Raw genomic sequence first — 25365 nt, 5'->3', positions numbered from 1 at the left:
AAGCGGGTGACTACCCCCGTAGGACCGGGAATTCCTCGCCCCGCAGCGGGTCGCCGTGGTTCAGCCGGACATCGGGGAAGGGCGGCGATACTTCGCCCTTACGTCTCACGTAGACCACGTCGTCGCCGCAGAACCGGGCGGCGAAGGCGCGTCGGCGGTTGCCGCCGGTGCCCGGATTGCCCGGCGCGCCGTGCACCGTCAGGAAGGAGAAGGCGATGGCGTCGCCGGGCTCCATGTCCCAGCCGAGGATGGTGTGCTCGCCGCGCTGCAGCTCGATATCCGGCAGCGGCTCCAGGCCCTCGTCGCCGCGCTCGTAGGCCTCGCCCTTGAACTTGGTCGGCAGGAAGCGCTTGCCCCAGGTGTGGGAGCCGGCGACGAACTCCACGCAGACCTCCCGGGGCACCGGATCGAGCGGGATCCACAGCGAGCAGGTCTGGGTTCCCTCGATGCAGTAGTAGGGCTGGTCGTGGTGCCAGGGAGTGCGCTCCTCGGTGCCCGGCTCCTTGACCAGCACATGCTCGTGGAACAGCACGACCTTCCGCGCGCCCATGAGCTGACCGGCGAGGTCGGCGGCCGGGGAGTCCTTCAGGAACCGGTCATATTCCGGAATGCGCTGCCAGTTGCAATAATCGCCGAAGAAGTATCCCGGCTTACCCTCGGGGGTGTATTCCTTGGCGTAGGTTCCCGGTTCCCGCATGTTGCGGTCGATGCCGTCGCGGAGTTCCGCGATCCAGTCCTTGTCGAACACGCCGGACAGCTTCACCGCCCCGTCGCGGCGGAAATGATCGATCGTGGTCTCGGGGAGCGGGCTGCTGGTCATGGCATCGTCTCCGGGGCAATCCTGATACAGATGACCGGTAGCGTGCGAAGTCGCCCGTCTTTCGTCAATCCATCCCGACGAGCGGGCCATGCCGAAGTGCGGGAGCCCACATCCCGCCGCCTTCGCGACACATTATCCTCGTAGGGTCCGCAACCGATCGCCGGTCACGGCGTTGGGAATGCATATGCCCAGCGCGTCTGGTAGGGTGGGGCCGGGCTTCGGAGGGTATGGATTTGCTGCGTTGGCTGCTCGGAATCTTCGTTTTCTTCCTGATCGCCGCGATCGGCGGCGTGGGAGCCGTGCTGTACGCGTTCCACCATTTCGGCCGCGGCCTGCCGGACTATGAGTACCTGGCGGATTACGAGCCGCCGGTGGTGACGCGCGTCCATGCGGGCGACGGCCGGCTGCTTGAAGAGTATGCGCGCAACAAGCGTGTCTTCGTCGCCATCGAGGCCATCCCCAAGCGCGTGGTGAAGGCGTTTCTCGCGGCCGAGGACAAGAATTTCTACAACCACCCGGGCATCGATTTCGTCAGCCTCGCCTCCGCGGTGGTGCTGAACCTGAAGAACTACGGCACCGGCCGTCGGCCGGTGGGGGCGTCGACGATCACCCAGCAGGTGGCCAAGAACTTCCTGCTGACCAACGAGGTGTCGATCGATCGCAAGGCCAAGGAGGCGATCCTCTCCTTCCGCATCGAGCGGGTGCTGAGCAAGGACCGGATCCTCGAGCTGTACCTGAACGAGATCTATCTGGGCTTCGGTTCCTACGGCGTCGCGGCGGCCGCGCTGAACTATTTCGACAAGCCGCTGGCCGAACTGACGATCGCCGAGGCGGCCTATCTGGCGGCCCTGCCGAAGGCGCCGAACAATTATCATCCGACCCGCAAGCACGACGCCGCCGTCGCCCGGCGCAACTGGGTGGTCGGCCAGATGTCGGATAACGGCTTCATCACCCAGGCCGAGGCGCAGAGCGCGGTGCAGGAGCCGCTGACGGTCTCGACCGCGACCACGGGCGACGAGACCTCCGCCGATTACTTTGCCGAGGAAGTGCGCCGCGACCTGCTCGAACGCTATGGCGACGAGGGTCTGTACGAGGGCGGTCTGTCGGTCCGCACCACCCTGGACCCGGAGCTGCAGCGCATGGCCGACAAGGCGCTGCGCGGGGGCCTGATCGACTATGACCAGCGGCATGGCTGGCGCGGACCGTTGGCCCGGATCGAGATCGTTCCCGGCTGGGGCGACGCGCTCGCCAAGGTCGAGCGGCCGTCCGGTCTCGGCGACTGGCGTCTTGGCGCGGTGGTCAAGGCGGACGCCAAGGCGGCGACCATCGGCTTTCCCGACGGGTCGCTGGCCAGGCTGCCCTATGACGAGATGAAATGGGCGCGCCAGTGGCTGGAGGATCAGCGTTTCGGCGGCACGCCCAAGTCGGTGACCGAGGTGCTGTCCGTCGGCGATGTGGTGCCGGTGGAGACGGTGACCGAGGACGGCAAGGGCGAGGCCTACAGCGAGGCGACCGTTGCCCTGCGCCAGATCCCGGACGTGAGCGGCGGACTGGTGGCGATGGACCCGCATACCGGGCGGGTGCTGGCCATGACTGGCGGATACAGCACCGAGATGAGCGAGTTCAACCGGGCGACCCAGGCGTGGCGCCAACCCGGCTCCTCGTTCAAGCCGTTCGTCTACCTGACGGCGCTCGACAGCGGCTACACCCCCGCCACGCAGATCCTGGACGCGCCCTTCGTGCTCGACCAGGGGCCGGGGCTGCCGAAATGGAAGCCGTCTAACTATTCCAACGAGTTCTACGGGCCGACGCCGATGCGCCTCGGCATCGAGAAGTCGCGCAACCTGATGACGGTGCGCCTCGCCCAGACCATCGGGATGGAGAAGGTCGTCCAGTACGCCAAGCGTTTCGGTGTGGTGGACGACATGCAGCCGCATCTGTCCTTCTCGTTGGGGGCGGCGGAGACGACGCTGCTGCGCATGACCACCGCCTATTCGATGCTGGTCAACGGCGGCAAGCGGATCACCCCGTCGCTGTTCGATCGGGTGGTCGACCGCCATGGGAAAACCGTCTACCGGCATGACGACCGATCCTGCGACGGCTGCTCGGCGGAGTCCTGGACCGGCGGCCCGCCGCCGCAGATCCCCGACACACGCGAGCAGATCGTCGATCCGGCCTCCGCCTACCAGATCGTCTCCATGCTGGAAGGCGTGGTTCTGCGCGGCACGGGCCGGCGCATCGCCGAGCTCGGCAAGACGCTCGGCGGCAAGACCGGGACGACCAACGAGAACATGGACACCTGGTTCGTCGGCTTCTCCCCGGACCTCGCGGTCGGTGTCTATGTCGGATTCGACCAGCCGCGCACGCTCGGCCGGCACGACACGGGGTCCAGCGTGGCCGCCCCGATCTTCAAGGCCTTCATGGCGGATGCGCTTGAGGATGTGGTGACCCCCGATTTCCGTATTCCACCCGGTGTGCGCATGGTCTGGGTCGACCTGGAATCGGGTCAGCGGGCCAATCCCGGCGCCCCCGGCGCGATCCTCGAGGCGTTCAAGCCCGGCACCGAGCCGACCGGCGAGAGTCTGGTGATCGGCGGCGGAATGGGACCGGCTCCGTCGAACACGGATCCCGCCTCCGCGCCGTCCTCCGCCGCCCCTGTTGCGACCAGCGGGTCGGGGCTCTATTAAGCGTCTGACATCGTCCCGATACCCATCTTCCCCGATATGGCGGACGTCACCTGAATGGAGGGCGCAATGCGCGCCGAGACCACCCAGACCCTCGATGAGATCAAGCAGTCGATCGAACTGCTGAGGAGGCATCTTTGACTGGGATGTCGCACTGACACGACTGTCCGAGCTCGATGCCCTGACCCAGGACCAGAGTCTCTGGGACGACCCGGACCGGGCGCAGAAGCTGATGCAGGAGCGCACCCGGCTGGAGAAGCAGATCGCCGACGTGAAGGCGCTCGACCAGACGGTCGAGGATGCCGTCATGCTGATCGAACTCGGCGAGGCCGAGGGCGACGACGCGACCATCGCCGAGGCCGAGAAAGAGCTCGAGGCGGTCCGGGTTAAGGCCGAGAAGATGCAGATCGAGAGCATGCTCTCGGGCGAGGCCGACGGGCTCGATGCGTATTTGGAAGTCCATGCCGGCGCCGGCGGGACCGAGGCCCAGGACTGGGCCGAGATGCTGCTGCGCATGTATACCCGCTGGGCCGAGCGGCAGGGCTACAAGATCGAGTGGCTGGAAGAGAGCGCCGGCGAAGAGGCGGGTCTCAAGTCGGCCACCATCAAGATCTCCGGCCACAACGCCTATGGCTGGCTGAAGACCGAGAGCGGCGTGCACCGGCTGGTCCGCATCTCGCCCTATGACAGCCAGGCCCGGCGCCACACCAGCTTCTCCAGCGCCTGGATCTATCCGGTGGTCGACGATTCCATCGACATCGTGATCGAGGACAAGGACCTGAAGGTGGACACCTACCGGGCCTCGGGCGCCGGCGGCCAGCACGTCAACCGGACGGACTCCGCGATCCGCATCACCCACATACCCTCCGGCATTGTCGTGCAGTGTCAGAACGACCGGTCGCAGCACCGCAACCGGGCCACCGCCATGGACATGCTGCGGGCGCGCCTCTACGAGGCCGAATTACAGCGCCGCGAGGAAGAGGCGAACGCGACCGAGGCGACCAAGTCGGACATCGGCTGGGGCCACCAGATCCGCTCCTACGTCCTGCAGCCCTATCAGATGGTCAAGGACCTGCGCACCGGCCATGAGAGCGGCAACCCGTCCGCCGTGCTGGACGGCGATATCGACGCGTTCCTGGAGGCCTCTCTGGCCGGCAAGGTCGGCATGACCCGCGACGGCGACGCGGCGGCCGGGTAGAGGTCCCGCTCCATACCGTGATCACTCCCCGGCACAGGGCTGGGGAGTGGTGCCGGTGAAGGAGGAAGAGCCGGCGCCCCTGTTATCGCCTCCTATTTCCGGAACCCGCTCATATCCGGCGCCTTGCCGGCGCCGAGCACCGTTTCCATCGCCATCGAAATCGACAGCAGCCGGGCATCGTCGCCGTTCGGACACATGAGCTGGAGGCCGACCGGCAGAGCCGCGCCGAACTGGTGGATCGGCAGCGAGGACGAGCAGAGCCGGAAGATGTTGGCCGGCTGGGTGTTGCGCGACGACAGGCTGCCCCGCGCCGCTTCCTCGGGGTGCTTCAGGTTCTCCACCGGCATCGGCACGAACGGGCAGGTCGGCGAGATCCAGCCGTCCAGCCCCGCGAACCGCGCATCGGCGATCCGCTCCAGCTCGACCCGACGGTACTGGGCCGCCAGATGCTCCACCGCCGAGACTTCGAGCCCGTGGGCGGCGCGGTCGGCCGTCACCGGGTCCATCTTCGGCCGGGCCTTGTTGAAGCCGTCGGGGGTCAGTCGGGCGATCAGCTCCGGCGGGACGATGGCCGGGAACAGTCTCGCCCGCTCCGCCGCCTCGGGGATCTCGATGTCGACGATCTCGACCCCGGCGGCACTCAGCGCAACGATCGCCGACTCGACGGTTCCGGCGACCTGGTCGTCGAGATCCTCGAAGAAGTAGTTGGTCGGCCGGCCAAGCCGGAGCCCTTCCAGCCGTGCCGGCATGGGTATGTCCTGCCCGGTGATCACCGCGTGGATCAGCGCCGCGTCCCCGGCGTTGCGGGTGAGCGGACCGATGGAGTCGAGCGTCGGGCTGAGCGGGAACACGCCGTCGGTCGGCCAGAGACCCACGGTGGTCTTGTGGCCGAACAGACCGGTGAAGCAGGCGGGGATGCGCACGGACCCGCCGGTATCGGTGCCCAGCGCGAAGCCGCAGAGCCCGGCCGCCGTGGCTACGGCGGAGCCGCTGGACGAGCCGCCGGGAATGCGGTGGGTGTTGGCGTCCCAGGGGTTCCAGGGCGTGCCCCGCGCCTCGTTCACGCCGGTGGCGCCCAGCGCGAATTCCACGGTCTTGGTCTTGCCGATGGGGATGCAGCCGGCGGCCTTGAGCCGCTGCATGATCGTGCCTTCCGGCCCGGTCAGGTGCTCGCTCTTCATCTTCGAGCCGTTGGTGATCGGCAGACCGTCCAGGGCGATGATGTCCTTGACCCCGATCGGCACGCCCATGAGCGGACCGAGATCGACGCCGGAGGCGAGCAAAGCGTCGATCGCCTTGGCCGCTTTCAGCGCGCGCTCGCCGTCCACCACCATGAACGCGCCCAGCTTGCCGTCATATGCCTCGATCCGAGCCAGGCAGGCCTTCACGGCGGCGACCGCCGTGACTTTGCCCTCGCGCAGATCCTGGGCATAGGCGGCGATGCCGTGTTCGAAATAATCCTTCAGGGTCTTCGACATATATCTCCTCCCGCGTGATGGATCACGGTCGCACGGCGCCAAGGCGCAATCAAACCCGGTTCTGCCGATCCGATCCGGCTCTCAGTGCTTTGGCGGCGCGTAGAGATCGATGGTGGCGGCGTTGTCCGCGTCGCCCAGCCCCTGCTTGACCAGCAGCTTGTGGATCTCCGCCGCAAGCCCGGTCAGCGGCAGCGACGTGCCGAGTTGGCGGGCGCTCTCCATCACCGTGTTGAGGTCCTTGACCATGATCGCCACCCGGCCCTGAACGTCGCGGTCGCGGGCCGCCATGCGCGGCAGGAACTGCTGCAGGATCGGCGAGTCGGCGCGGCCGCCCGCCAGCGCCTGGGGCAGTTTGGCCGGATCGATGCCGGCATCCTCGGCGAACTGGCAGCATTCGGCCATGAGGGCAAGCCCGGCGCCGACGATCATCTGGTTGATCAGCTTGGTCGACTGTCCGGCCCCGTTTTCGCCCATCAGGGTGAATCGGCCGGCGAGGTGGGCGACGACCGGCTCGACCCGCGCGAAATCCTCCGCCGAGCCGCCGGCCATGACCGTGAGAGTGCCGTTCGTGGCACCCGGCACGCCGCCGGAGACGGGGGCGTCGATCCAGCCCATGCCGGTCTCGGCGCGCAGCCGGGCGGCGAACTCCTTGGCCTTGTCGGGCTTCATCGAGGAGAAATCGACCAGCACCTTGTCCGCGGACGCCGCCTCGGCGACTCCGTCGGTGCCGAAGATCACGGTCTCCACGGCGTCGGTATCGGTCAGGCAGGTGAAGACGATGTCGCTCCGCTCGGTCACGGCGCGGGGCGAGGCGGCCTCGATCGCGCCGGCCGCCGTGAGGGGAGGCAGCTTGTCGCGAGATCGGTTCCAGACGGCCAGGGGGAAGCCCGCGGCCGCCAGGCGCTGCGCCATCGGCCCTCCCATCAGGCCGAGTCCGATATAGCCGAGCCGTGTGTTGTCGCTGCTCATGGGTGTGTCCTGCCTTTCTGGACCGTTGTGGACCGCCACCGACCCCGGTCCAGGGCCGCTGCCTTCGTATCCCGTTCGGACGGGAGTGCCTATTTGGGAACGAACGCGTTGCGCGAACAACCCCAGCAATGGAGTATTGTCGGATGATGGGGAGGCAGTGCCGCCAGTAGGCCTCTGTTGTCGCGGCGTGGAGAGACCGGTATACCGAATGCGTGTGAGGCCGATGGCCGTCCACACGTCCCATCTATCCAGCTTTCCAAGGGATACCGATGATTAGCCACCACGCCGCCTTGATTTACGCCATGATCATCGGCGCCGCCGCCGACGGCTCGCTCGCCGACAGCGAGTTGGAGACGATCCGGGGGATCGTGCACCACCTGCCGATCTTCAGCGATTTCGAACGGGGCAACCTGCCGCAGATCGCCGCCGCCGCGACCGACATGCTGTCCGAGTCCGACGGGATCGAGACCGCGATCGGCCAGGTCAAGGCGAACCTGCCGGAGCGGCTCTGCGCGACCGCCTACGCCCTGGCCTGCGATGTGGTCGCCGCCGATGGCGAGGCCACTCAGGAGGAGCTGCGGTACCTGGAAATGCTGCGCCACGACCTGAATGTCGACCGGCTGACCGCCGCCGCCATCGAACGGGGTGCGGGCGCTCGTTACGCGCGCCTGTAAACCGATAGGGGCGACGTCGTGACCGAGCCCCATAACGCGTCGGCGGAGACACCGGTCCTCCGGGGCCGGCGGATCGGCCTCGTCGGCCTCGGCCTGATGGGCGAGCCGATGGCCCGACGTCTGGCCTCGGCCGGTGCCGAGCTGTCCCTGTGGAACCGCTCCATCGAGAAGGCCGAAGCCCTCGCCGCCGAGTTCGCCGGCGTCACCGCCCAACCCTCGCCGAAGCACGTTGCCGAAGCCTCGGACATCGTCATCGTCATGGTGTCGGATGCCGAGGCGGTGCGCGAGGTGGTGTTCGACCCGGTGGACGACAGCTGGGGCGTTCTGCATGGTCTGGCCGAGGGCGGGGTCCTGGTCGACATGGGCACAACCGGTCAACCGGCCACCCTGGACTATGCCGGCCGGCTGCGGATGACCGGCGGCAACTGGGTGGATGCCCCGGTCTCGGGCGGCACGACGGCCGCCGAGGACGGCAGCCTGACCATCATGGTCGGCGCCACCGATCCCGACTTCGCCCGGATCGAGCCGGTGCTGAAGGTGCTCGGCAGACGGATCACCCATGTGGGCGCGGTCGGTGCGGGCCAGGTGGCGAAGACCGCCAACCAGATGATCGTCGGCATGACCATCGGCGCGGTGGCCGAGGCCATGGCGCTGGCCAAGCGCTCCGGTGTGGAGCCGGCCGTGCTGCGCCAGGCGATCACGGGCGGCTTCGCCCATAGCCGGATCCTCGAGCTGCATGGCGAGCGCATGGCGACCGGCGACTTCCGGGCCCGGGCCAAGGCGACGATCCAGCGCAAGGACATGCGGGCCGCCGTCGCCCTGGCCGATCAGGCGGGCATCGACCTGCCGGGGCTGATGACCAACGCCGCCCTGTGGGAGGACATGGTCGAGGGCGGCCTCGGCGATCTGGACCACTCCGCCCTGATCCTGGCGATCGACCCACCCGACGAGGCGTGACGCCGGTCAGGCCGGCTTCCGCCATTCCATGACATGGAAGAACGGGACGCGCGTGTTGCGGTCGGCCCAGTCTGGGGTGCCGCCGGTCGGTGCAGGCTCGTCGAAATGGCGCAGGATCAGACCGTTGTGCAGAAGGGCGGACATGTAGCGGCTGAGCGGGCGGTGCCGATTTCGCACCCGAATGCCCTTCCACTCGGCCCAATCGGTCCGTTCCTCAAGATAGTTGTCGATGCGGAAGCGCGGTATGCCATCGGCGTCCGCCTTCCAGCGGCCATCCACCAGGGCGGTGGCGAAGCCGTTCAGGTTGGCGATCAGCAGCGCGCCGCCGGGACGTAGGACACGGGTCATCTCGGCCAGCGCCAAGTCGATATCCGGAATGTCGATCAGGGTGAGGTAGCTGACCACCAGGTCGAAGGCGGCATCGGGAACGGGCAGGGCCTCGGCTACACCGTCCCGATAGTCTCCGTCGGGGTCCAGCGCCCTGGCGCGATCCAACAGCGGTCGGGTGGGGTCGATCCCGACAGTCGCGATGCCCCGCGCGCGCAGGATCCGACAAAACCGTCCTTCACCGCAGCCGACATCCAGGGCGTTCGCGGGTGCGATCCCGGCGACGCGGTCAAGCATCCGCGCATCAAGAACGAAGCGGCGTGAGAGATCGCCGGACTCGCCCTGCTCCGCGATCCAGGCATCCGCGGACTCGACCCAGCCTTCCGACATTCGTGCCTCCGCCCCTTGGGAGACGGGTCGATACACGATGGCCCGGGCTGGGCCAAGCGTCCGCTTGCCGCTTGCGCGGACCGGCGCGGCCCCGTAAGTCGGAAGTCCGTGCCGCTGCATCCTCCGACAAGGAACTGACATGCCCGAGAGCCTGGACGCCGTCGTCTTCGACATCGGCAACGTGCTGATCCATTGGGACCCGCGGCTGCTGTACCGGAAGATCTTCACCCGGGTCGACATGACCGCGGACGAGGGCATGGTCGACTGGTTTCTCGCCACTGTCTGCACCACCGAGTGGAACATCGAGCAGGATCGCGGCCGATCCATCGCCGAGGCGGAGGCGGAGGCGATCGGCCGGCACCCCGACTACGCGCCACAGATCCGCGCCTTCTACGGCCGGTTCCAGGAAATGATTACGGGCGAGATCCCGGATACGGTCGCGGCACTGCGCCAGGCGAAGGCCGCCGGCCTGCCGCTGCATGGGCTGACCAATTTCGGTCGGGAGACTTTCCCGCAGACCGCCGCGCGATTCGATTTCCTGCGGAGCTTCGACACCGTCGTGGTGTCCGGTGACGAAGGGGTCATCAAGCCCGACCCCGCCATCTTCCACATCCTGATCGAGCGCGCGGGCCTCGATCCGCAGCGGACGGCCTTCATCGACGACAGCGCGGCCAATATCCGGAGCGCGGCAGAGCTGGGGTTCGCCACCCATCACTTCGCCGACCCGGGCGCCTTCACCGCGTGGTGGACGGCTGCCGGGCTTCCGGTGGGCTGAGCGGCTGCTTCCGGCGGGCGAGACGCCCGATCAGTCGACCGTGAGGGGACGGCAGACCGCCTTGTCGATGGAGGACAGGAACACCGCCTGGAACGGCGCGTCCATGCGCAGATGCAGCATCGGGGTCGCGGTACCGGGCAGGTTCGGTGCGATGAAGGCGTTGGCGAAGAGCAGCATGTTGACGGGCGCCAGATCGCTTTCGGCCAGGGGCAGGATCAACCGCCGGATGGTGACCGTCCGCTCCGCGCCGTAGTCGAAGATCGCCTCGCTGAGCATCGGCCGCCGGTGCTCGACGGCGGCGGTGTACAGGTCGTTCAGGAAGTCGCGATACCGCCCGTGCTTGGCCGCATCCAGGTATTTGCCCTGATAGTTCTCGCCGAACATGGTCTGCATGTAGGAGCCGACCAGCCGGTAGCGGTAGCGGCGCGGCGGGCCCTCGACGTCGATCAGGCCGATGTGCTGGAGAAGTTCCGGAATATCGACCGGGTCGATATCGGCTCGGCTCGGTAGCGTGCGCCGGTCCCGCTTGATCGTCCAATATGCCAGCAGCGGATCGAGAACGGCATCTCCCAGCTGTCCCTCGGCCGTGGCGGACGGGGGTGGGAAACCCGGATTGCTCTGAACGGCTGCTGACATCGCTTTTCCCTACGATGCGGGAACGATATCGGATGGTACGATCGGCGACCAGAAGTATCGAATTGGAATTAGGGAAAGTTCATTTCAATCTGAAAGTAAAATAGTTAATCAACTTTAAGAAACTGTGTTGTTTACCACATTCGTCTTGTCGTGATTTGCCTCTAAGGGGCTTGGCAAGCGGGGGCGCGAATAGAAACGGGCCGGGGATCGCTCCCCGGCCCGTCCCGCATCGTTAAAGAGGGCTGGATCAGAAGCCCATGCCGCCCATGTCCGGACCGCCCGCCGAAGCAGACGACTTCGGCTCCGGCTTGTCGGCGACCATGGCCTCGGTGGTGATCAGCAGGCCGGCGACCGACGCGGCGTTCTGCAGCGAGCTGCGGACAACCTTGGTCGGGTCGATGATGCCGGCCTTCACCAGATCGGTGAAGCCACCGCTCTGGGCGTCGAAGCCCCAGCTGCTGTCCTTGGACTCGAGCAGCTTGCCGACGATGACCGAACCGTCGTGACCGGCGTTGGACGCGATCTGACGGGCCGGAGCCTCCAGGGCGCGGCGGATGATGTTCACACCCATGCGCTGGTCGTCGTTGGCGTACTTGACCTTGTCCAGCGCCCTGATGGCGTAGACCAGGGCGGCACCGCCACCCGGCAGGATGCCTTCCTCGACCGCGGCGCGGGTCGCGTGCATCGCGTCGTCCACGCGATCCTTGCGCTCCTTCACCTCGATCTCGGTCGCACCGCCGACGCGGATCACGGCCACACCGCCGGCGAGCTTCGCCAGACGCTCCTGCAGCTTCTCGCGGTCATAGTCGGAGGAGGTGTCCTCGACCTGAGCGCGGATCTGCGAGCAGCGACCCTCGATGTCCTTCTTCTTGCCGGCACCGTCGACGATGGTGGTCTCGTCCTTGGTGATGGCGACACGCTTGGCGGTGCCGAGCATGTCCAGCGTGACGCTGTCGAGGTTGATGCCGAGATCCTCGGACACGACGGTGCCGCCGGTCAGGATCGCGATGTCCTCGAGCATCGCCTTGCGGCGATCGCCGAAGCCCGGGGCCTTCACGGCCGCGACCTTCAGGCCGCCACGCAGCTTGTTGACCACGAGGGTGGCCAGGGCCTCGCCCTCGACGTCCTCGGCGATGATCAGTAGCGGACGGCTGGACTGCACGACCTGCTCCAGAACCGGCAGCATGGCCTGCAGGTTGGACAGCTTCTTCTCGTGCAGGAGAATGTACGGGTTCTCCAGCTCGCAGATCATCTTGTCGGCGTTGGTCACGAAGTACGGCGACAGGTAGCCGCGATCGAACTGCATGCCCTCGACGACGTCGAGTTCGGTGTGCAGCGACTTGGCTTCCTCGACGGTGATGACACCCTCGTTGCCGACCTTCTCCATGGCCTTGGCGATCATCTCGCCGATTTCCTTCTCGCCATTGGCCGAGATGGTACCGACCTGGGCGACCTCACCGGAGGTGGTGATCTTCTTCGAGCGCTTCTCGATGTCGGCGACGACGGCCTCGACGGCGCTGTCGATGCCGCGCTTCAGGTCCATCGGGTTCATGCCGGCGGCAACGGCCTTCGCGCCCTCACGGACGATCGACTGCGCCAGCACGGTCGCGGTGGTGGTGCCGTCGCCGGCCACGTCGTTGGCCTTGGAAGCGACCTCGCGCACCATCTGCGCGCCCATGTTCTCGAACTTGTCGGACAGCTCGATTTCCTTGGCGACGGTCACGCCGTCCTTGGAAATCCGCGGCGCGCCGAACGACTTCTCCAGAACCACGTTGCGACCCTTCGGGCCCAGCGTGACCTTCACCGCGTCGGCCAGAATGTCCACGCCGCGCAACATCTTGTTGCGGGCATCGATGCCGAACTTAACGTCCTTGGCAGCCATGTTGTTGTTCTCCTTGGATAGGGTTAGCCCTTTGTTACAAGCGGCTTCTTTCGAAGGCCCCTCGCTGAATGGGACAGCTGGTTAGGCGGCCTTCTTGGACGACTTGGAGGTGCCCTCGAGCACACCCATGATGTCGCTTTCCTTCATGATCAGCAGATCGTCACCGTCGATCTTCACCTCGGTGCCCGACCACTTGCCGAACAGGACGCGGTCACCCGGCTTCACGTCGAGAGCGACGATCTTGCCGGCTTCGTCGCGGGCGCCCGGACCCACGGCCAGGACTTCACCCTCCATCGGCTTTTCCTTCGCCGTGTCGGGGATGATGATGCCGCCAGCGGTCTTCTGATCGGCGTCGATACGACGAACCACCACGCGGTCGTGGAGCGGCCGAAATTTCATGACCCTTCCTCCAATTTACACTCTGTTGAGACGTGCAGTTTGAGCAATGTCGCCGGGATTGACTCGTATTGTTAGCAGTCTCGCCCGGTGAGTGCCAGCGATGTAAGGAGGCGGGAGGAAACTGTCAAGCGGGCTGCGAGCGCGTTCGCGCAGATTTCGCGCTCCGGACCGGTCCGTTGGGGCGGTGAAGTTGCAACGGTATATGCGGTTTAGCGTCCGCCGGATCAACCATCCGGGCGGCCGCGGCCCGGTGCAGGCGACCCCGTCAACTCAGCGTCCCGACATGGGGGAAGTCGGGGATGCCGTTGCCGATGTCGATGAAATGCCGGATCGCGGTCTTCTTCTCCAGGAGATAGCGCTCCTCGCGCGTCTTGAAATCGTCCAGTCGGATATCGTCCACCTGATAATACAGCAGGGTCGCCCGCCCCGCGTCGTCGCGCATCGGCAGGCCGAAGGATTCCGAGATCCGGCCCTTCCCGTCGCCGGTCCGCACCGCCTGGCTGACGAGTTGGCCGCAGGGGTGAGTGGCAATGAGCGTCATCGCTGCCCGGGTGATCGACCGCTCCTGCGGGGTGCGGAAGTCGAGATAGTTCTGTCCGGTGATCTCGCGGCCGTAATGCTCGATCACGGTGGTGCCGGCGAGCCGGACCAGGAAGTGATCCGGGGCGACGATCTCGAAGATCAGGAAGGTGTTGAGGATGCCGGCCAGTGCCCCGGGTTCGAAGTCGCGCCGGTACGGGATCAGGTCGGTCCGGGGCAGGGAAAGCCAGTAGTCGGCGAAGGCCCGCGCCCGGGGCTTCAAGGCGGCGGTGCGGATGCAGGACACCGTGGTCATGGCCGTCCGTCAGTATGTCCAGTTCGGGTCGAAGGTGACCGCGATGGTCGTGGGCGAGGTGGGCTCCACCAGCGAGTACATGAACTTGGTCGGTCCAGTATAGCCGCACTGGCCGATATCCGCGCCGGCGCGCTTGCGGAACTGGACCTCCAGGCGGAAGTGCCGGACCAGAGTGTCGATCTCCGCCTGCCGATAGGCCTCGACCGCTTCGGCCGGAAGCTCGATCGAGCGCGGCGGCGAGTAGATACCCTCGATGCAGAGCTGGTTGACGATACAGGCGGCGAGGTCGGGACCGTCGCCCTGCCCGAGGCCGGGGCAGGTGCCGGTGTCGGCCGACGCGGAAGCGGGGAGGAGTTGGCAGCAGAGTCCGATGGTGGCTGCTAAAATACTGAAGTAAAACAGAATTCCTCTTGTCCGCGCGGGCTTTCTACCAGCAGAATTTTCAGCGTCAACTGCGTTCATGCGGAGGTTAGGCGCGATGCTGCATTCCGGAACCCGTCCGAGCGTCAACGACTTGTATCGATATCGGCTGACCACGGCGGAAATCCTCTATCGTCTTCCCGACTACCCCAAGCTTCTCCAAAGCTATCTCTGGCAGGAGATGGATATCGCGCCGGACTTCCCCCGGCTGACGAAGTTCCTCGACTACTGGGAGCGCAATATCGACGGCCGGCTCCACACGGTGCGGATCGCCAATGCGGAGTTGGTCCGGCCGCAGGAGATCGCGTACGCCACCCACGACTTCGCCTACCACTAGGCCGCGGGCGGGACCGAAGGGCCGGTCACGGCCCTTCGGCTTACTCAGGCACCGATGTACTCAGGCATCGGCTTATTCAGGGGCCAGGGTGACCTTGAGGCCGTCCAGGCTCTCGTCGAACAGGATCTGGCAGGACAGGCGCGAGTTCTCCTGCACCTCGAAGGCGAGATCGAGCATGTCGTTCTCCTCCTCGCCGCGCGGGTCCAGCTTGTTCCACCAGTCGGGATCGACATAGACATGGCAGGTGGCGCAGGCGCAGGCGCCGCCGCATTCGGCGGTGATCGGCAGCCCGGCCTCGCGGATGATCTCCATCACCCGCCAGCCCTTGGTCGCCTCGACTTCGTGCTCACCGCCTTCTCGGTCGGTCACTTGGATCTTCATCGGGTCCCCTCGACTTGCATGACGTTCGGATTTTTTCCGAGGTTTAGGCGAAGGCACCGGCAGGGTCCAGCGCTTTGCGCCTCACAGGGAGAGGTCCAGACGGTCGCCGATCAGCCTCAGGGCGGCGCCGTGCGGGTCGGTCCAGGCGACCGGCATTCCGTTCACCGCCTGCATGAACATGCCGTTCGGCGGGGAAGCCGGGGCCTTCTCCGCGATCCAGGGCAGGACGCGGGTGGCCTCGTTGCAGATCCACACGTCGCAGGCAGCCCGTATGCGGTCGCAGACCTGCCGCCTCTCCTCCCCGTCGTCGATATAGGCCAGAACCGAGCTGTGGATCAGCACGCGGGTGGCGCCGGCCGGGGCGCCGTCGAACACGTCGTCCAGCGGATCGAGCAGGCTGCGCTTGCGGATCGCCACCGGGTCCTGGCGGGCGATCGCCAGGGCCTTGCCAAGACGGTCGGCCCGGTCGGTCTGCTCCGGCCAGACGAGGGTCTGCAGCCAGGCCACCTGTTCCGGATCGGTGGCGTCGAGCGGGTTGATGTCGAGGCCGCCGCGCCACGCGATGGTCGGGTAGGAGGACGGGATCAACGCCGCCGGCTCGATCGCGCAGGGGAAGACCGGCACGTCGTCGCCCGCTCCCTCGGGCATCAGCCGGACACCACCGTAGTCGTAGCCGTATCGGTCCGGATAGAGGCAGAGACCGGCCGACGTCCCGATCTCGAACAATGCGATCGGCTGCGGCAGGCGGGCGAGCACCGGCATCATCAGCGCGCAGCGCCCCGGCTCGTTGGTCTGGGTCGAGTGGGACAGCATGACGGCGCGGATCGCTTCGCCCCGGCTTCGGATCGCCGCGGCCAGGGCGGTGCCGTCGGCCGGCACACCGCAGACATGGCGGACCGCGGCGAGCAGCAGGTTCGGCTGCTGCTTCGGCGCCGGCAGTGTTGCGAGGAAGGCGAGGATGTCCGGCGTCTCGGCCACCGCCAGGCCGAGCGCGACATAGATCGGCGACCTCCCGCGCACCTGCTCGTCGACAAAGTCCCGATAGCGTCTGGCGATCGCGGCCGTCCCGCTCATCGGGGCGGCCTATCTGGGCATGGGCGCGAGGGTGACGTGCAGGCCGTCGAGCTCCTCGCGCATCAGGATCTGGCAGGAGAGGCGGGAGGTGTCGCGGACGTCGAATGCCTCGTCCAGCTTCGCCTCTTCCTCCTCGCTGCGCGGCGGCAGCCTGTCGAGCCAGTCCGCGTCCACATACACATGGCAGGTGGCGCAGGAGCATGCGCCGCCGCATTCCGCGACGATCGGCAGGTCCCAGTCCCGGATCACCTCCATCACGCGCCAGCCCTCCAGCGCTTCCAGCGCATGGCGCTCGCCGTCGGGGGTGGTCACGTTGAGGATCATGCGACGCCGAGCTTCTGCTGCAGGTCGGTGGAGGAGGTCGTGTACTGGAAGCGGATCTTCTTGTCCGGATGGACGATGCGCACCGCCGCCTGGCTCATGAGCGCCGCCTCGTGGAAGCCGGATAGGATCAGCTTCAGCTTGCCGGGATAGGTGTTGATGTCGCCGATGGCGAAGATGCCGGGGGTGGAGGTCTCGAACTTCTCGGTATCCACCGGGATCAGGTTCTGCTCCAGGTTCAGGCCGAACTCGGCCACCGGGCCGAGCTTCATGGTCAGCCCGTAGAACGGCAGCAGCATGTCGCAGGGCACCGACCACTCGCCCCGCTCCTTGTCCTTGAACACCACGCCGGTCAGCTGGCCGTTCTCGCCCTCCAGGCCGGAGATCTGGGCGATCTCCAGGGTCATCTTCTTCTCGGCCACCAGGGCGCGCATCTTGTTGACGCTGTCGGGGGCCGCGCGGAACTCGTCGCGGCGGTGGACCAGGGTGACGGACTCGGCCAGCGGCTGCAGGTTCAGCACCCAGTCCAGCGCGCTGTCGCCGCCGCCGGCGACGATCAGCTTCTTGCCGCGGAACTGTTCCATCTTGCGCACCGCGTAGAACACGCTGGAGCCCTCATAGGCGTCGATGCCCGGGATCGGCGGCTTCTTCGGCACGAACGATCCGCCGCCGGCGGCGATGACGATCACCTTGCTGTCGATCACCGTGCCGGTATCGGTGGTCAGCCGCCAGGTGCCGTCCTCCAGCTTTTCCAGCTTCTCGGCCATCTGGCTGAGGTGGAAGACCGGGCTGAACGGGGCGACTTGCTCCATGAGGCGGTCGGTCAGCTCCTGACCGGTGCAGACCGGGACCGCCGGGATGTCGTAGATCGGTTTCTCCGGATACAGCTCGGCGCACTGGCCGCCCGGCCGGTCGAGGATGTCGACCAGATGGCATTTGAGGTCCAGCAGCCCGAGCTCGAACACCGCGAACAGGCCGCAGGGGCCGGCGCCGATGATGGTGACGTCGGTCTGGTGCGGACCCGCACCCTCGGCGGTGATGATGGAGGGGGCGGCGTCAGTGGCGGCGTCTGGGGACATGGTGCGGCTCGGGGCTCGAAGTGTCGGATGGTCGCGTCGAACATAGGCACCCGGCGGGGCGGGGCCAAGCGTTCGATTGGTTTAATGTGGCCGGCCCGCGGTGGGCCATCGCGTTCCCTGCCGTCCATCCAGCCCTCTCCGCCAACCCAACCCGTCGTCCTGATGTCGATCAGGACCTGCGCCCAGGCGGTCGGAGTCGTCCGTGGCTTGATCCTGACGGGCGTCAGGATGACGGGAGGGGCGGATTGACGGCTTGCCTGCGTTGGCGGACCTTTCCCGAGCCGGATCAACTGGAGGCGGGCGATGACCATCATCCTCAAGAATATCAGGCCCTGGGGCCGGGCCGTCATCGACCTGGCGGTCAACGACGGACGGATCGTCTCCGAGGCGCCCGCCGGCGCTCAGGTCATCGACGGCGGCGGCGCCATCGCTCTGCCGGGCCTGGTCGACGCGCATGGCCATATCGACAAGACGCTGCTCGGCATGGGCTGGCGGCCGTTCACGGCCGCGGCCGGGGTGCAGTCGATGATCGCCAACGAACGCCAGGTGCTTTCGGAGATCGCGGATTTCTCGCCCGCCCGCCAGTCGGCGCGGGTGGTCGACCGTATGGTCGCGCGCGGCACCACCCATTGCCGCACCCATGTGGATATCGGTCCGGATATCGGACTGGCGCATTTCCACGGCGTCGCCGAGACCCGGGACGCCGTGCGCGACCGCATGGACATGCAGATCGTTGCCTTCCCGCAGACCGGCGTGATGACCCGTCCCGGCACCTTGGAGCTGCTGGACCGGGCCTGCGCCGAGGGGGCCGACGCGATCGGCGGGCTCGATCCGATCGGCATCGACCGCGACCCGAAGGGTCAGCTCGACGGGCTGTTCGCCATCGCCGACCGGCACGGGGTGGAGGTGGACATTCACCTGCACGATCGGGGCGAGGTGGGGGCCGTCACCCTCGACATGATCCACGAGCGCACCAAGGCGCTCGGGCTCAAGGGGCGGGTGGCGGTCAGCCATGCCTTCTGCCTCGGCAGCGTATCGGACGACCGGCTGGCCGGGCTGATCGGCAAGCTGCTCGACCAGGACATCGCCATCATGACCCACGGCCCGTCCGGCGATACCCCGTTCCCGCCGGTCCGACGCCTGCACGACGCGGGTGTCCGGTTGTTCACCGGATCGGACGGGATACGGGATTCCTGGGGACCGCTGAATTCCGGCGACATGCTGCAGCGGGCCTTCATCGTCGCCTATCGCAACGGTTTCCGACGGGACGAGGATATTGCCCTGACCCTGGACATGGCGACGACCGGCGGCGCGCAGGTGATGGGGGCCGCCGGCTACGGTCTGGACCCGGACTGCACCGCCGACCTGGTGCTGGTCGATGCCGAGACGCCGGCGGAGGCCGTGGTGGAGCACCCGCCCCGCAGGTTGGTGATGAAGCGCGGCAGGGTCGTCGCCGAGAACGGGCGGCTGACGATCGAGCCGGCCGGATGACCGAACTGCGACACCCCGCCGTTTGACCGGACGCGGGCCTTGCGCCATATCCCCAAGCCATGAGCGACGCGACATTTTCACCGTCTTCTCGGACGGCTCCTTCCAAGGCCGAGCGCGCCCGTCCGGCGGTCGCGGCCTGGCTGTTCGCCTCCGCCTTCATGGTGGCGGCGATGATCGTCATCGGCGGCATCACCCGGCTCACCGAGAGCGGCCTCTCCATGGTCGAGTGGCGCCCGCTGATGGGCTGGATTCCGCCCCTGGGCGATGCCGAATGGCAGCGCGTCTTCGACATGTACAAGGCGACCCCGGAATACACGGCGTCCAACTTCTGGATGACGATCGACGACTTCAAGACGATCTTCTTCTGGGAATACATCCACCGGGTCTGGGGCCGGCTGATCGGCATCGTCTTCGCCGTGCCGTTCCTGTTCTTCCTGCTGACCGGGCGGATCGAGCGCGCGCTGGTGCCGCGGCTGGTGCTGCTGTTCGTGCTCGGCGGCATCCAGGGCGGCATCGGCTGGTGGATGGTGACGTCCGGGCTGGTCGACGAGGCGCGGGTCAGCCCCTACCGCCTGTCCGTGCATCTCTCCATGGCCTTCCTCATTCTCGGCCTGCTGCTGTGGACGGCCCTCGGCCTGGTGCGGACGCCGTCCGGCGGCACGCGCGGCCAACGGATCGGCGCCGGACACGTGCTGGCGGCGGTCTCCATCACGGTGGTCCTGGGCGCCTTTGTCGCCGGCACCGACGCCGGGTACGCCTACAACACCTTCCCCTTGATGGGCGGGCGGTTCGTGCCGGCGGAGTACTGGGACGCGGATCTCGGCTGGCGCTCCCTGATCGAGCATGTGCCGGCGGTCCAGTTCCATCACCGCTGGGTGGCGGTGCTGACCGCGCTGCTGACCCTGGTCTTCGTGATCCGCAACCGGCCGCGCACCGAAGGCGCCGCGCAGCTCGCGCTGACCCTGCTGGGGGCGATGGTGCTGCTGCAGGTCGGTCTCGGCATCGCCGCCCTGCTGGCGGTGGTGCCGGTCTGGCTCGGCGCGCTGCACCAGGCGGGTGCCGTGGCGCTGTTCAGCCTCGCCGTGTGGACGCGGTTCGCCTTACGCGCGCCCTGATTGACGGTTCCACTAGCGCCTCCTTTAGCCAGGTGCCGACGGGGGCTGCGGATGAAGATCACCCGGACCGATTTCGATCAGGCCGTCGAGCACAGCGGCCTGACCCCTGAGCAGGGCGCCGTCCTGTGGCGGCACATGGAGGCGTCCCGGCCGGACGTACCGTTCACCGCCATCAATGTCCTGTTCTACGCCGGAGCGCTGATCGTCATCGCGGCGATGACCCTCTATGTCGGGCAGAGCTGGGAGACGTTCTCCGGACTGGCGATCGCCGGTATCGGGCTCCTGTACGGCGCTGTGTTCCTGATCGCCGGCGACCTGCTGATCCGGCGCGCCAGCATGCACGTGCCGGGCGGGTTCTGCGTGACCGTGGCCCTGGCGATGGTTCCGATGATCGTCTACGGCGTGCAGCTCGAGGCCGGCCTCTGGCCGGATGTCGAGCCGGGCGAGTACGGCGATTTCACGCGCTATATCAAGGGCGGCTGGTTCGCCATGGAGGTCGCCACGCTGGCGGTCGGTGCTGGGCTGCTGCGCGCCTATCGCTTCCCGTTCCTGGTGTTCGTGATGGGCGTGGTGCTGTGGTTCATGTCGATGGACATCGCGCCGCTGCTGGTCGAGGAGCGGGCCGACTATTTCGAGATCCGCCGCATGGTGTCGATGGTGTTCGGCATCCCGGTGCTGATCGTCGCCTATTGGGCCGACCTGTCCTTCCGCCGGGACTACGCCTTCTGGCTCTACCTGTTCGGCATGCTGGCGTTCTGGGGCGGCCTTTCGCTGTCGGACGCGGAGACCGAGCTGGCGCGGCTCCTGTATTGCCTGCTGAATGTCGCTCTGATCGTCCTGTCGGTGTTCCTGCGCCGTCGGGTTTTCATGGTGTTCGGGGTGATGGGCGTCATGGGCTATCTGGGCTATCTCGCCTTCCGGCTGTTCGAGGATTCGCCCTGGTTCCCCTTCGCCCTCAGCGGGCTCGGCATCCTGGTACTGCTTGCCGGTTACGCGGCGCTGAAGAACCGGGAGTGGCTGACGGGCTGGGCGGAGGCGGCGATCCCGCCGGGGCTGCGCGGTCTGCGACCGGACCGCGCCTGATCAGTTCGCATTGAGGAACGCCGTGGTCTCCGCCACCGCCTCGGCGAGACCGCAGCGTTTCACCGGCACGTCGGGCGGGAAGGCGCCGAGCAGGCGGCTTGGCATGCTCGGGTCGAGCAGGACGAAGACGCCCTTGTCGTCGGCCCGGCGGATCAGCCGGCCGAAGGCCTGTTTCAGGCGCAGGCGGGTCAGCATGTCGGTATAGGCGTTGCCGCCGAAGGCCGCGCGCCGGGCGCGATAGAGGATGTCCGGACGCGGCCACGGCACCCGGTCGAACACGATCAGCTTCAGGCTGTCCCCCGGCACGTCGACCCCGTCGCGCACTGCGTCGGTGCCGAGCAGGCAGCTTTCCGGCTCGGCCCGGAAGATGTCGATCAGGGTGGCGAGGTTCATGCCGTCCACATGCTGGGCGTAGAGCGGCAGCCCGGCCTGATCCATGGCGGGGGCGATGCGGTGATGCACCTGGCGCAGCCGGCTGATCGCGGTGAACAGGCCGAGCGCGCCGCCGCCGGACGCCTGGAACAGGGTGCGGTAGGCGCCGGCGACCTGGTCGAAATCGTCCTTGCGCACGTCGCCGACGATGAAGACGCGGGTGCGGTTGGGATAGTCGAAGGGCGAGGCGACGGCGGTGCGGATCGCCGGCGTCGGCAGGTGCAGCGAGCCGGTGCGGGCCTCGGCCGCATGCCAGTCCAGGTCGTCGTTGCCGGTCCCGTCGCGCAGGGTGGCCGAGGTCACCACCATGCCGTGGGCGGCCTTGGCCACCGTTTCGGTGAAGGGCCGGGTCGGATCGATCCAGTGGCGGTGCAGACCGATATCGATGTCGCGGCCCTCGATCCGCTCCACCGCCATCCAGTCGACGAATTCCGCCGGGGTTTCGGCTTCCAGGCTGGAGAGCATGGAACGCCAGCCCTCCACCATGGACCCGCCGCGCCGGGACAGCGACCGGGCGGCCGCCTCGATGCGCAGGCGGGTCGCCGTCTCCAGATCTTCGGCCTGCTCGTCCAGCATGGCCAGCAGGTCCTTGCGCAGGGCCAGCATCGGCTCCACCAGCCTGCGCAGCGCCTGCTCCAGCACCCGCGCAGCGGCGGCGAGACCCTCCACCGGCGGCCGTGTCTCGCATTCCAGCCCGTAGGGCGAGCGCGGGTCGGCGGAGCGGGCATAGACCTGCTGGCGGACCATCACCAGGAAGGTCTCGGTCGGTCCCTTGGGCTGGGCGTCGGAGATCCGGTTCATCCAGCCGTCGCCGGGCAGGGCGCGGGCGGAATCCTCGATCTCCTCCATCGCCTCCAGGGCGACGGGCCGGTCGGCGATCAGCTCCTCCACCCGGCGGCGCAGGCCACGGGCCCGGCCGCCGCGCCGGGTCTCCGCCCCCAGCAGCCAGCGGCGCAGCTCGACCGATTCCAGCGCCGACAGATGGGCGGAAAACGCACTGTCGGCGGCGTCGAAGACGTGATGGCCCTCGTCGAAGACGTAGCGGGTCGGCACATGGGCGTCGTCGACCCCGCCGAGGGCGGCCTGGATCATCACCAGCGCGTGGTTGGCGACCACGATCCGAGCCCTTCGCGCCCGGCGCACCGAGCGCTCGATGAAGCACCTGTTGTAGTGCGGGCAGGCGGAATAGACGCACTCGCCGCGCCGATCGGCGAGGCCCAGGGTGCGGCCGCGCCCCAGGATGTCGGACAGCCAGGCCGGGAAGTCGCCGCCCTGCAGGTCGCCGTCCCGGGTCGCCCGCGCCCAGCGCGCCATCAGCCCCAGCGCTGTGGCGTATTGCGGCTGCAGGGTGAGGGTGCGGATCGCCTCCTCCAGGTTCAGCAGGCAGAGATAGTTCTCCCGCCCCTTGCGCACGACCACCTTCGTCGCCTTGCCGACCGGGTCGGGATAGAGCCGGTCGAGTTCTCCGTCGATCTGGTGCTGCAGGTTGCGGGTATAGGTGGAGATCCAGACGGCGCCCTCGTTCTTCTCTGCCCAGACCGAGGCCGGGGCGAGATAGCCCATGGTCTTGCCCACGCCGGTTCCGGCCTCGGCCAGCACGACGGTCGGCTCGTCCTCGCGCTCCCGGGGGCGGAAGGCGGCCGAGGTGGCGGCGGCATAGTCGGCCTGGGACGGCCGCGGCTCGGCCCTGTCGCCCAGCATGGTGGACAGGCGCACCCGCGCCTCGCTCTCGCCGACCGATTCGTGGCCGGCGGGCGGCTGCGGCGCGTGCTCCGACCATTCCTGCAGCTCGCGCCAGACCTCCATGGTCGCCGGGCGGATCGGTGCCGGCGGTCCCGGGTCGGGCTCGTCCAGGGCCATCAGGATCAGCCGTCCCCAGCCCCAGCCGCCGTCATGCATCGCCTTGGCGATCGGCCGGGCCCAGCGGTCGCGCGCGCCGAGAGCCTGGCGCTCCGGGATCTCGGCCAGCAGAGCATCCGCGACCTCCAGCAGAGTGTCCGGCGCATCGTCCAGCGTGTGCGGGGCCGGGAGGCCCACCGCCTCGGCCAGGCCGCGTGGGGTCGGCAGGCAGAACTGCGCCGGCCGCACGAAGGCGAAGAGCTCCAGCACATCGAGGGCGACGACCTGCTCGACCCCAAGCCGGCGGGCGATGGAGCGGGCATGGCACACGACCGGCGGCGTCTCGTGGGCGCGCAGGGCGGCCCGCGACGGCGTGGGATGCTCGATCCGCCCATCGGGCAGGCGCCACGCCGTCCCCACGGGGGAGGCGTGCAGGGCGTGCATCTGGCTGATCTCGCGGGCGACGGGGGAGCGCATGGGGTTCGTCTAGCAGGCTGCCGGAATGTTTGAAAGCAAGCGTCGGTGGCGGCTAGATTTGCCGTGTCACACACCGACTGCGGAATGGCGATGGCTGATATGGAAAGCCGCGAGACAGCCCTGCGCGCGCTGGAGGAGCGGCTGGTTCAGTTCGCGCTCGCCCGCGCCGATGTCGAACCGATCACCGTCGCGCTGGGCGAGGCCCTGACCTCCATCGGCCTGCCCCTGGACGAGATCCGAGTCGGGGCCCGGACCCTGCACCCGGAGATCGATGCCATCGGCGTGACCTGGACGGCGGATCAGGCGCCGGATACCGGAGTGTGGCGGCATGCTGACGACACCCGGGACATCTGGCTGAACAGCCCACTCTACCACATGCTGACAAGCGGCGAGCTGCGGATGCGCCGACCGCTGTGGGACCCCGCCTGCCCGATGGATTTCGCGGTGTTCGAGGAGCTTCGCGAGCAGGGCTACACCGACTACCTCGCCCATATGGTGCCGGTCGGCGGCCGGCGACAAGGGCGGCCGGAAGGGTTCATCGTGCGCTGGCTGTCGCGCCGTCCGCAGGGGTTCGGGGCCGACGACCTCGCGGTGTTCGACCGTCTCGTGCCGTGTCTCGTCGCCGCCTGCGAGCCCGGGCGCGAGCGTGCCATCGCCCGGGACCTGCTCGGCGCCTATCTCGGTCCGCGCTCCGGTGCGGCCGTGCTCACCGGCGCGGTGCAGCCGGGGCACACCGAGTCGCTGGAGGCGGTGATCCTGGTGGCCGATCTCACCGGCTTCACCACGGCGAGCGACACGATGCCGGGCGCTCGGCTCGTGGACTTCCTGGACCGGCATTTCGACGCCATGGTGCCGCCCATCGAGGCGGAGGGCGGCGAGATCCTGGCCTTCCTCGGCGACGGGTTCCTGGCGGCGTTCGACGTGGCGGGAGATCCGGCGGGCGCCTGTGCCCGCGGGGTGGCGGCGGCCCGGGCCATCCACGACCGAGTTGCCGCCTTTCGTGCGCGCGAGCCGGAGGCGCTGCCGGTCGATATCGCGCTGCATATCGGCACGGTGCGGTACGGCAATGTCGGCGCCGGCGGGCGCCAGGCCTTCACCGTCATCGGCCCGGCGGTGAACCTGGCCAGCCGGATCGAGGCCCTGTGCCGGCCGCTGAAGTGTCCGATCCTGATGTCGGCCGAGGTGGCCGCCCATCTTCCGGCCGATGCGGTCGATGAGATGGGCATGCATCCGGTGCGGGGGATGGCGGTCGAAATACCACTATTTTCCTTGAAACAGAGGTAGAATCCGTC

24 protein-coding genes are annotated in these 25365 nt (G+C 67.8%); 10 read left to right on the top strand and 14 right to left on the bottom strand.

Features of this window, described 5'->3' with window-relative positions; genetic code table 11:
• Nucleotides 1-10: 10 nt before the first annotated feature.
• Nucleotides 11-820, bottom strand: coding sequence for a phytanoyl-CoA dioxygenase family protein (locus G578_RS0116330; RefSeq protein WP_028795156.1), 810 nt, complete (start codon nt 818-820; stop codon nt 11-13).
• A gap of 227 nt (nt 821-1047) precedes the next feature.
• On the opposite strand from G578_RS0116330, the gene G578_RS0116325 reads away from it, so the two are divergent.
• Complete coding sequence (locus tag G578_RS0116325) at nt 1048-3507, top strand: penicillin-binding protein 1A (protein ID WP_156907360.1); 2460 nt, start codon at nt 1048-1050, stop codon at nt 3505-3507.
• A 66-nt stretch (nt 3508-3573) separates the two neighbouring features.
• A protein-coding gene (gene prfB, locus G578_RS0116315) for a peptide chain release factor 2 (protein WP_139189426.1) occupies nt 3574-4702 on the top strand; the annotation gives its coding sequence in 2 pieces (ribosomal slippage) (nt 3574-3642 and nt 3644-4702; 1128 coding nt in all).
• Nucleotides 4703-4794: 92 nt separating this feature from the next.
• Here prfB and G578_RS0116310 read toward each other — a convergent pair.
• Complete coding sequence (locus G578_RS0116310) at nt 4795-6180, bottom strand: amidase (protein WP_028795153.1); 1386 nt, start codon at nt 6178-6180, stop codon at nt 4795-4797.
• An 81-nt stretch (nt 6181-6261) separates the two neighbouring features.
• Nucleotides 6262-7149 (bottom strand): NAD(P)-dependent oxidoreductase, encoded by an 888-nt coding sequence (locus G578_RS0116305; RefSeq protein WP_028795152.1) that lies wholly within the window; start codon nt 7147-7149, stop codon nt 6262-6264.
• A gap of 269 nt (nt 7150-7418) precedes the next feature.
• On the opposite strand from G578_RS0116305, the gene G578_RS0116300 reads away from it, so the two are divergent.
• Both G578_RS0116300 and G578_RS0116295 read left to right on the top strand, forming a co-directional pair.
• Nucleotides 7419-7823 (top strand): tellurite resistance TerB family protein, encoded by a 405-nt coding sequence (locus tag G578_RS0116300; RefSeq protein ID WP_028795151.1) that lies wholly within the window; start codon nt 7419-7421, stop codon nt 7821-7823.
• Nucleotides 7824-7841: 18 nt separating this feature from the next.
• Entirely contained in the window at nt 7842-8780 is a 939-nt protein-coding gene (locus tag G578_RS0116295; RefSeq protein WP_051244931.1) for an NAD(P)-dependent oxidoreductase, read from the top strand.
• Between the two features lie 6 nt (nt 8781-8786).
• On the opposite strand, the gene G578_RS0116290 is transcribed toward G578_RS0116295, so the two are convergent.
• Nucleotides 8787-9497, bottom strand: coding sequence for a class I SAM-dependent methyltransferase (locus tag G578_RS0116290; protein ID WP_028795149.1), 711 nt, complete (start codon nt 9495-9497; stop codon nt 8787-8789).
• A gap of 139 nt (nt 9498-9636) precedes the next feature.
• On the opposite strand from G578_RS0116290, the gene G578_RS26705 reads away from it, so the two are divergent.
• Nucleotides 9637-10272, top strand: coding sequence for an HAD family hydrolase (locus G578_RS26705; RefSeq protein ID WP_051244930.1), 636 nt, complete (start codon nt 9637-9639; stop codon nt 10270-10272).
• A gap of 30 nt (nt 10273-10302) precedes the next feature.
• Here G578_RS26705 and G578_RS0116280 read toward each other — a convergent pair whose 3' ends face one another.
• The 5 genes from G578_RS0116280 to G578_RS0116260 all read right to left on the bottom strand — a co-directional run bounded on the left by G578_RS0116280 (nt 10303) and on the right by G578_RS0116260 (nt 14486).
• Complete coding sequence (locus tag G578_RS0116280) at nt 10303-10908, bottom strand: PAS domain-containing protein (RefSeq protein ID WP_028795148.1); 606 nt, start codon at nt 10906-10908, stop codon at nt 10303-10305.
• 247 nt (nt 10909-11155) lie between these two features.
• Entirely contained in the window at nt 11156-12790 is a 1635-nt protein-coding gene (gene groL / locus G578_RS0116275) for a chaperonin GroEL (protein WP_028795147.1), read from the bottom strand.
• A gap of 81 nt (nt 12791-12871) precedes the next feature.
• Complete coding sequence (locus G578_RS0116270) at nt 12872-13189, bottom strand: co-chaperone GroES (RefSeq protein WP_028795146.1); 318 nt, start codon at nt 13187-13189, stop codon at nt 12872-12874.
• A gap of 265 nt (nt 13190-13454) precedes the next feature.
• A complete protein-coding gene (locus G578_RS0116265) occupies nt 13455-14024 on the bottom strand; it encodes a PAS domain-containing protein (protein WP_028795145.1) in 570 nt (189 codons plus the stop codon).
• A gap of 9 nt (nt 14025-14033) precedes the next feature.
• Complete coding sequence (locus tag G578_RS0116260) at nt 14034-14486, bottom strand: hypothetical protein (RefSeq protein ID WP_028795144.1); 453 nt, start codon at nt 14484-14486, stop codon at nt 14034-14036.
• Nucleotides 14487-14502: 16 nt separating this feature from the next.
• On the opposite strand from G578_RS0116260, the gene G578_RS0116255 reads away from it, so the two are divergent.
• Entirely contained in the window at nt 14503-14781 is a 279-nt protein-coding gene (locus G578_RS0116255; protein ID WP_051244929.1) for a Usg family protein, read from the top strand.
• Nucleotides 14782-14853: 72 nt separating this feature from the next.
• Here the strand turns inward: G578_RS0116255 and G578_RS0116250 are convergent, their stop codons facing one another.
• The 4 genes from G578_RS0116250 to G578_RS0116235 all read right to left on the bottom strand — a co-directional run bounded on the left by G578_RS0116250 (nt 14854) and on the right by G578_RS0116235 (nt 17636).
• Nucleotides 14854-15162 carry a 2Fe-2S iron-sulfur cluster-binding protein gene (locus G578_RS0116250; protein ID WP_028795142.1) on the bottom strand — a complete coding sequence of 103 codons (309 nt, stop codon included), beginning with the start codon at nt 15160-15162 and terminating at the stop codon, nt 14854-14856.
• Between the two features lie 81 nt (nt 15163-15243).
• Entirely contained in the window at nt 15244-16236 is a 993-nt protein-coding gene (locus G578_RS0116245) for a DUF2332 domain-containing protein (RefSeq protein WP_028795141.1), read from the bottom strand.
• 9 nt (nt 16237-16245) lie between these two features.
• On the bottom strand, nt 16246-16560 hold the full coding sequence (locus G578_RS0116240; protein WP_028795140.1) for a 2Fe-2S iron-sulfur cluster-binding protein: 315 nt from the start codon (nt 16558-16560) through the stop codon (nt 16246-16248).
• Nucleotides 16557-17636: an NAD(P)/FAD-dependent oxidoreductase gene (locus tag G578_RS0116235; protein WP_051244928.1), complete on the bottom strand. Its 1080-nt coding sequence runs from the start codon at nt 17634-17636 to the stop codon at nt 16557-16559. The genes G578_RS0116240 and G578_RS0116235 overlap by 4 nt, the downstream gene beginning before the upstream one ends.
• Before the next feature lie 303 nt (nt 17637-17939).
• On the opposite strand from G578_RS0116235, the gene G578_RS0116230 reads away from it, so the two are divergent.
• From G578_RS0116230 to G578_RS0116220, 3 genes are read left to right on the top strand one after another with little or no spacing between them, the layout of a single operon-like run.
• Nucleotides 17940-19127 (top strand): amidohydrolase family protein, encoded by a 1188-nt coding sequence (locus tag G578_RS0116230; RefSeq protein ID WP_038015135.1) that lies wholly within the window; start codon nt 17940-17942, stop codon nt 19125-19127.
• A gap of 59 nt (nt 19128-19186) precedes the next feature.
• On the top strand, nt 19187-20242 hold the full coding sequence (locus G578_RS0116225) for a COX15/CtaA family protein (RefSeq protein ID WP_028795137.1): 1056 nt from the start codon (nt 19187-19189) through the stop codon (nt 20240-20242).
• Between the two features lie 51 nt (nt 20243-20293).
• Entirely contained in the window at nt 20294-21325 is a 1032-nt protein-coding gene (locus tag G578_RS0116220) for an LTA synthase family protein (protein ID WP_028795136.1), read from the top strand.
• Here G578_RS0116220 and G578_RS0116215 read toward each other — a convergent pair whose 3' ends face one another.
• On the bottom strand, nt 21326-24073 hold the full coding sequence (locus tag G578_RS0116215; RefSeq protein WP_028795135.1) for an ATP-dependent DNA helicase: 2748 nt from the start codon (nt 24071-24073) through the stop codon (nt 21326-21328). It abuts the gene before it with no gap.
• A 90-nt stretch (nt 24074-24163) separates the two neighbouring features.
• Between G578_RS0116215 and G578_RS26700 the strand changes: the two genes are divergently transcribed.
• On the top strand, nt 24164-25357 hold the full coding sequence (locus tag G578_RS26700; protein WP_169400871.1) for an adenylate/guanylate cyclase domain-containing protein: 1194 nt from the start codon (nt 24164-24166) through the stop codon (nt 25355-25357).
• The last annotated feature ends 8 nt before the right edge of the window (nt 25358-25365 follow it).

Source organism: Thalassobaculum salexigens DSM 19539, assembly GCF_000423805.1.
Lineage (GTDB): Bacteria > Pseudomonadota > Alphaproteobacteria > Thalassobaculales > Thalassobaculaceae > Thalassobaculum > Thalassobaculum litoreum.
Note: the sequence above shows the minus strand (reverse complement) of the source record. Positions and strands in the feature narration are given on the sequence as shown.

Bases quoted from the DNA above. Each gene is read 5' to 3' on its own strand.
- G578_RS26705 (WP_051244930.1), top strand. From the start codon at position 9,637: ATGCCCGAGAGCCTGGACGCCGTCGTCTTCGACATCGGCAACGTGCTG.
- G578_RS0116250 (WP_028795142.1), bottom strand. From the start codon at position 15,162: ATGAAGATCCAAGTGACCGACCGAGAAGGCGGTGAGCACGAAGTCGAG.
- G578_RS0116245 (WP_028795141.1), bottom strand. From the start codon at position 16,236: ATGAGCGGGACGGCCGCGATCGCCAGACGCTATCGGGACTTTGTCGAC.
- G578_RS0116270 (WP_028795146.1), bottom strand. From the start codon at position 13,189: ATGAAATTTCGGCCGCTCCACGACCGCGTGGTGGTTCGTCGTATCGAC.
- groL (WP_028795147.1), bottom strand. From the start codon at position 12,790: ATGGCTGCCAAGGACGTTAAGTTCGGCATCGATGCCCGCAACAAGATG.
- G578_RS0116225 (WP_028795137.1), top strand. From the start codon at position 19,187: ATGAGCGACGCGACATTTTCACCGTCTTCTCGGACGGCTCCTTCCAAG.
- G578_RS0116310 (WP_028795153.1), bottom strand. From the start codon at position 6,180: ATGTCGAAGACCCTGAAGGATTATTTCGAACACGGCATCGCCGCCTAT.
- G578_RS26700 (WP_169400871.1), top strand. From the start codon at position 24,164: ATGGCTGATATGGAAAGCCGCGAGACAGCCCTGCGCGCGCTGGAGGAG.
- G578_RS0116300 (WP_028795151.1), top strand. From the start codon at position 7,419: ATGATTAGCCACCACGCCGCCTTGATTTACGCCATGATCATCGGCGCC.
- G578_RS0116330 (WP_028795156.1), bottom strand. From the start codon at position 820: ATGACCAGCAGCCCGCTCCCCGAGACCACGATCGATCATTTCCGCCGC.
- G578_RS0116255 (WP_051244929.1), top strand. From the start codon at position 14,503: ATGCTGCATTCCGGAACCCGTCCGAGCGTCAACGACTTGTATCGATAT.
- G578_RS0116240 (WP_028795140.1), bottom strand. From the start codon at position 16,560: ATGATCCTCAACGTGACCACCCCCGACGGCGAGCGCCATGCGCTGGAA.
- G578_RS0116265 (WP_028795145.1), bottom strand. From the start codon at position 14,024: ATGACCACGGTGTCCTGCATCCGCACCGCCGCCTTGAAGCCCCGGGCG.
- G578_RS0116235 (WP_051244928.1), bottom strand. From the start codon at position 17,636: ATGTCCCCAGACGCCGCCACTGACGCCGCCCCCTCCATCATCACCGCC.
- G578_RS0116280 (WP_028795148.1), bottom strand. From the start codon at position 10,908: ATGTCAGCAGCCGTTCAGAGCAATCCGGGTTTCCCACCCCCGTCCGCC.
- G578_RS0116290 (WP_028795149.1), bottom strand. From the start codon at position 9,497: ATGTCGGAAGGCTGGGTCGAGTCCGCGGATGCCTGGATCGCGGAGCAG.
- G578_RS0116305 (WP_028795152.1), bottom strand. From the start codon at position 7,149: ATGAGCAGCGACAACACACGGCTCGGCTATATCGGACTCGGCCTGATG.
- G578_RS0116230 (WP_038015135.1), top strand. From the start codon at position 17,940: ATGACCATCATCCTCAAGAATATCAGGCCCTGGGGCCGGGCCGTCATC.
- G578_RS0116325 (WP_156907360.1), top strand. From the start codon at position 1,048: ATGGATTTGCTGCGTTGGCTGCTCGGAATCTTCGTTTTCTTCCTGATC.
- G578_RS0116220 (WP_028795136.1), top strand. From the start codon at position 20,294: ATGAAGATCACCCGGACCGATTTCGATCAGGCCGTCGAGCACAGCGGC.
- G578_RS0116260 (WP_028795144.1), bottom strand. From the start codon at position 14,486: ATGAACGCAGTTGACGCTGAAAATTCTGCTGGTAGAAAGCCCGCGCGG.
- G578_RS0116215 (WP_028795135.1), bottom strand. From the start codon at position 24,073: ATGCGCTCCCCCGTCGCCCGCGAGATCAGCCAGATGCACGCCCTGCAC.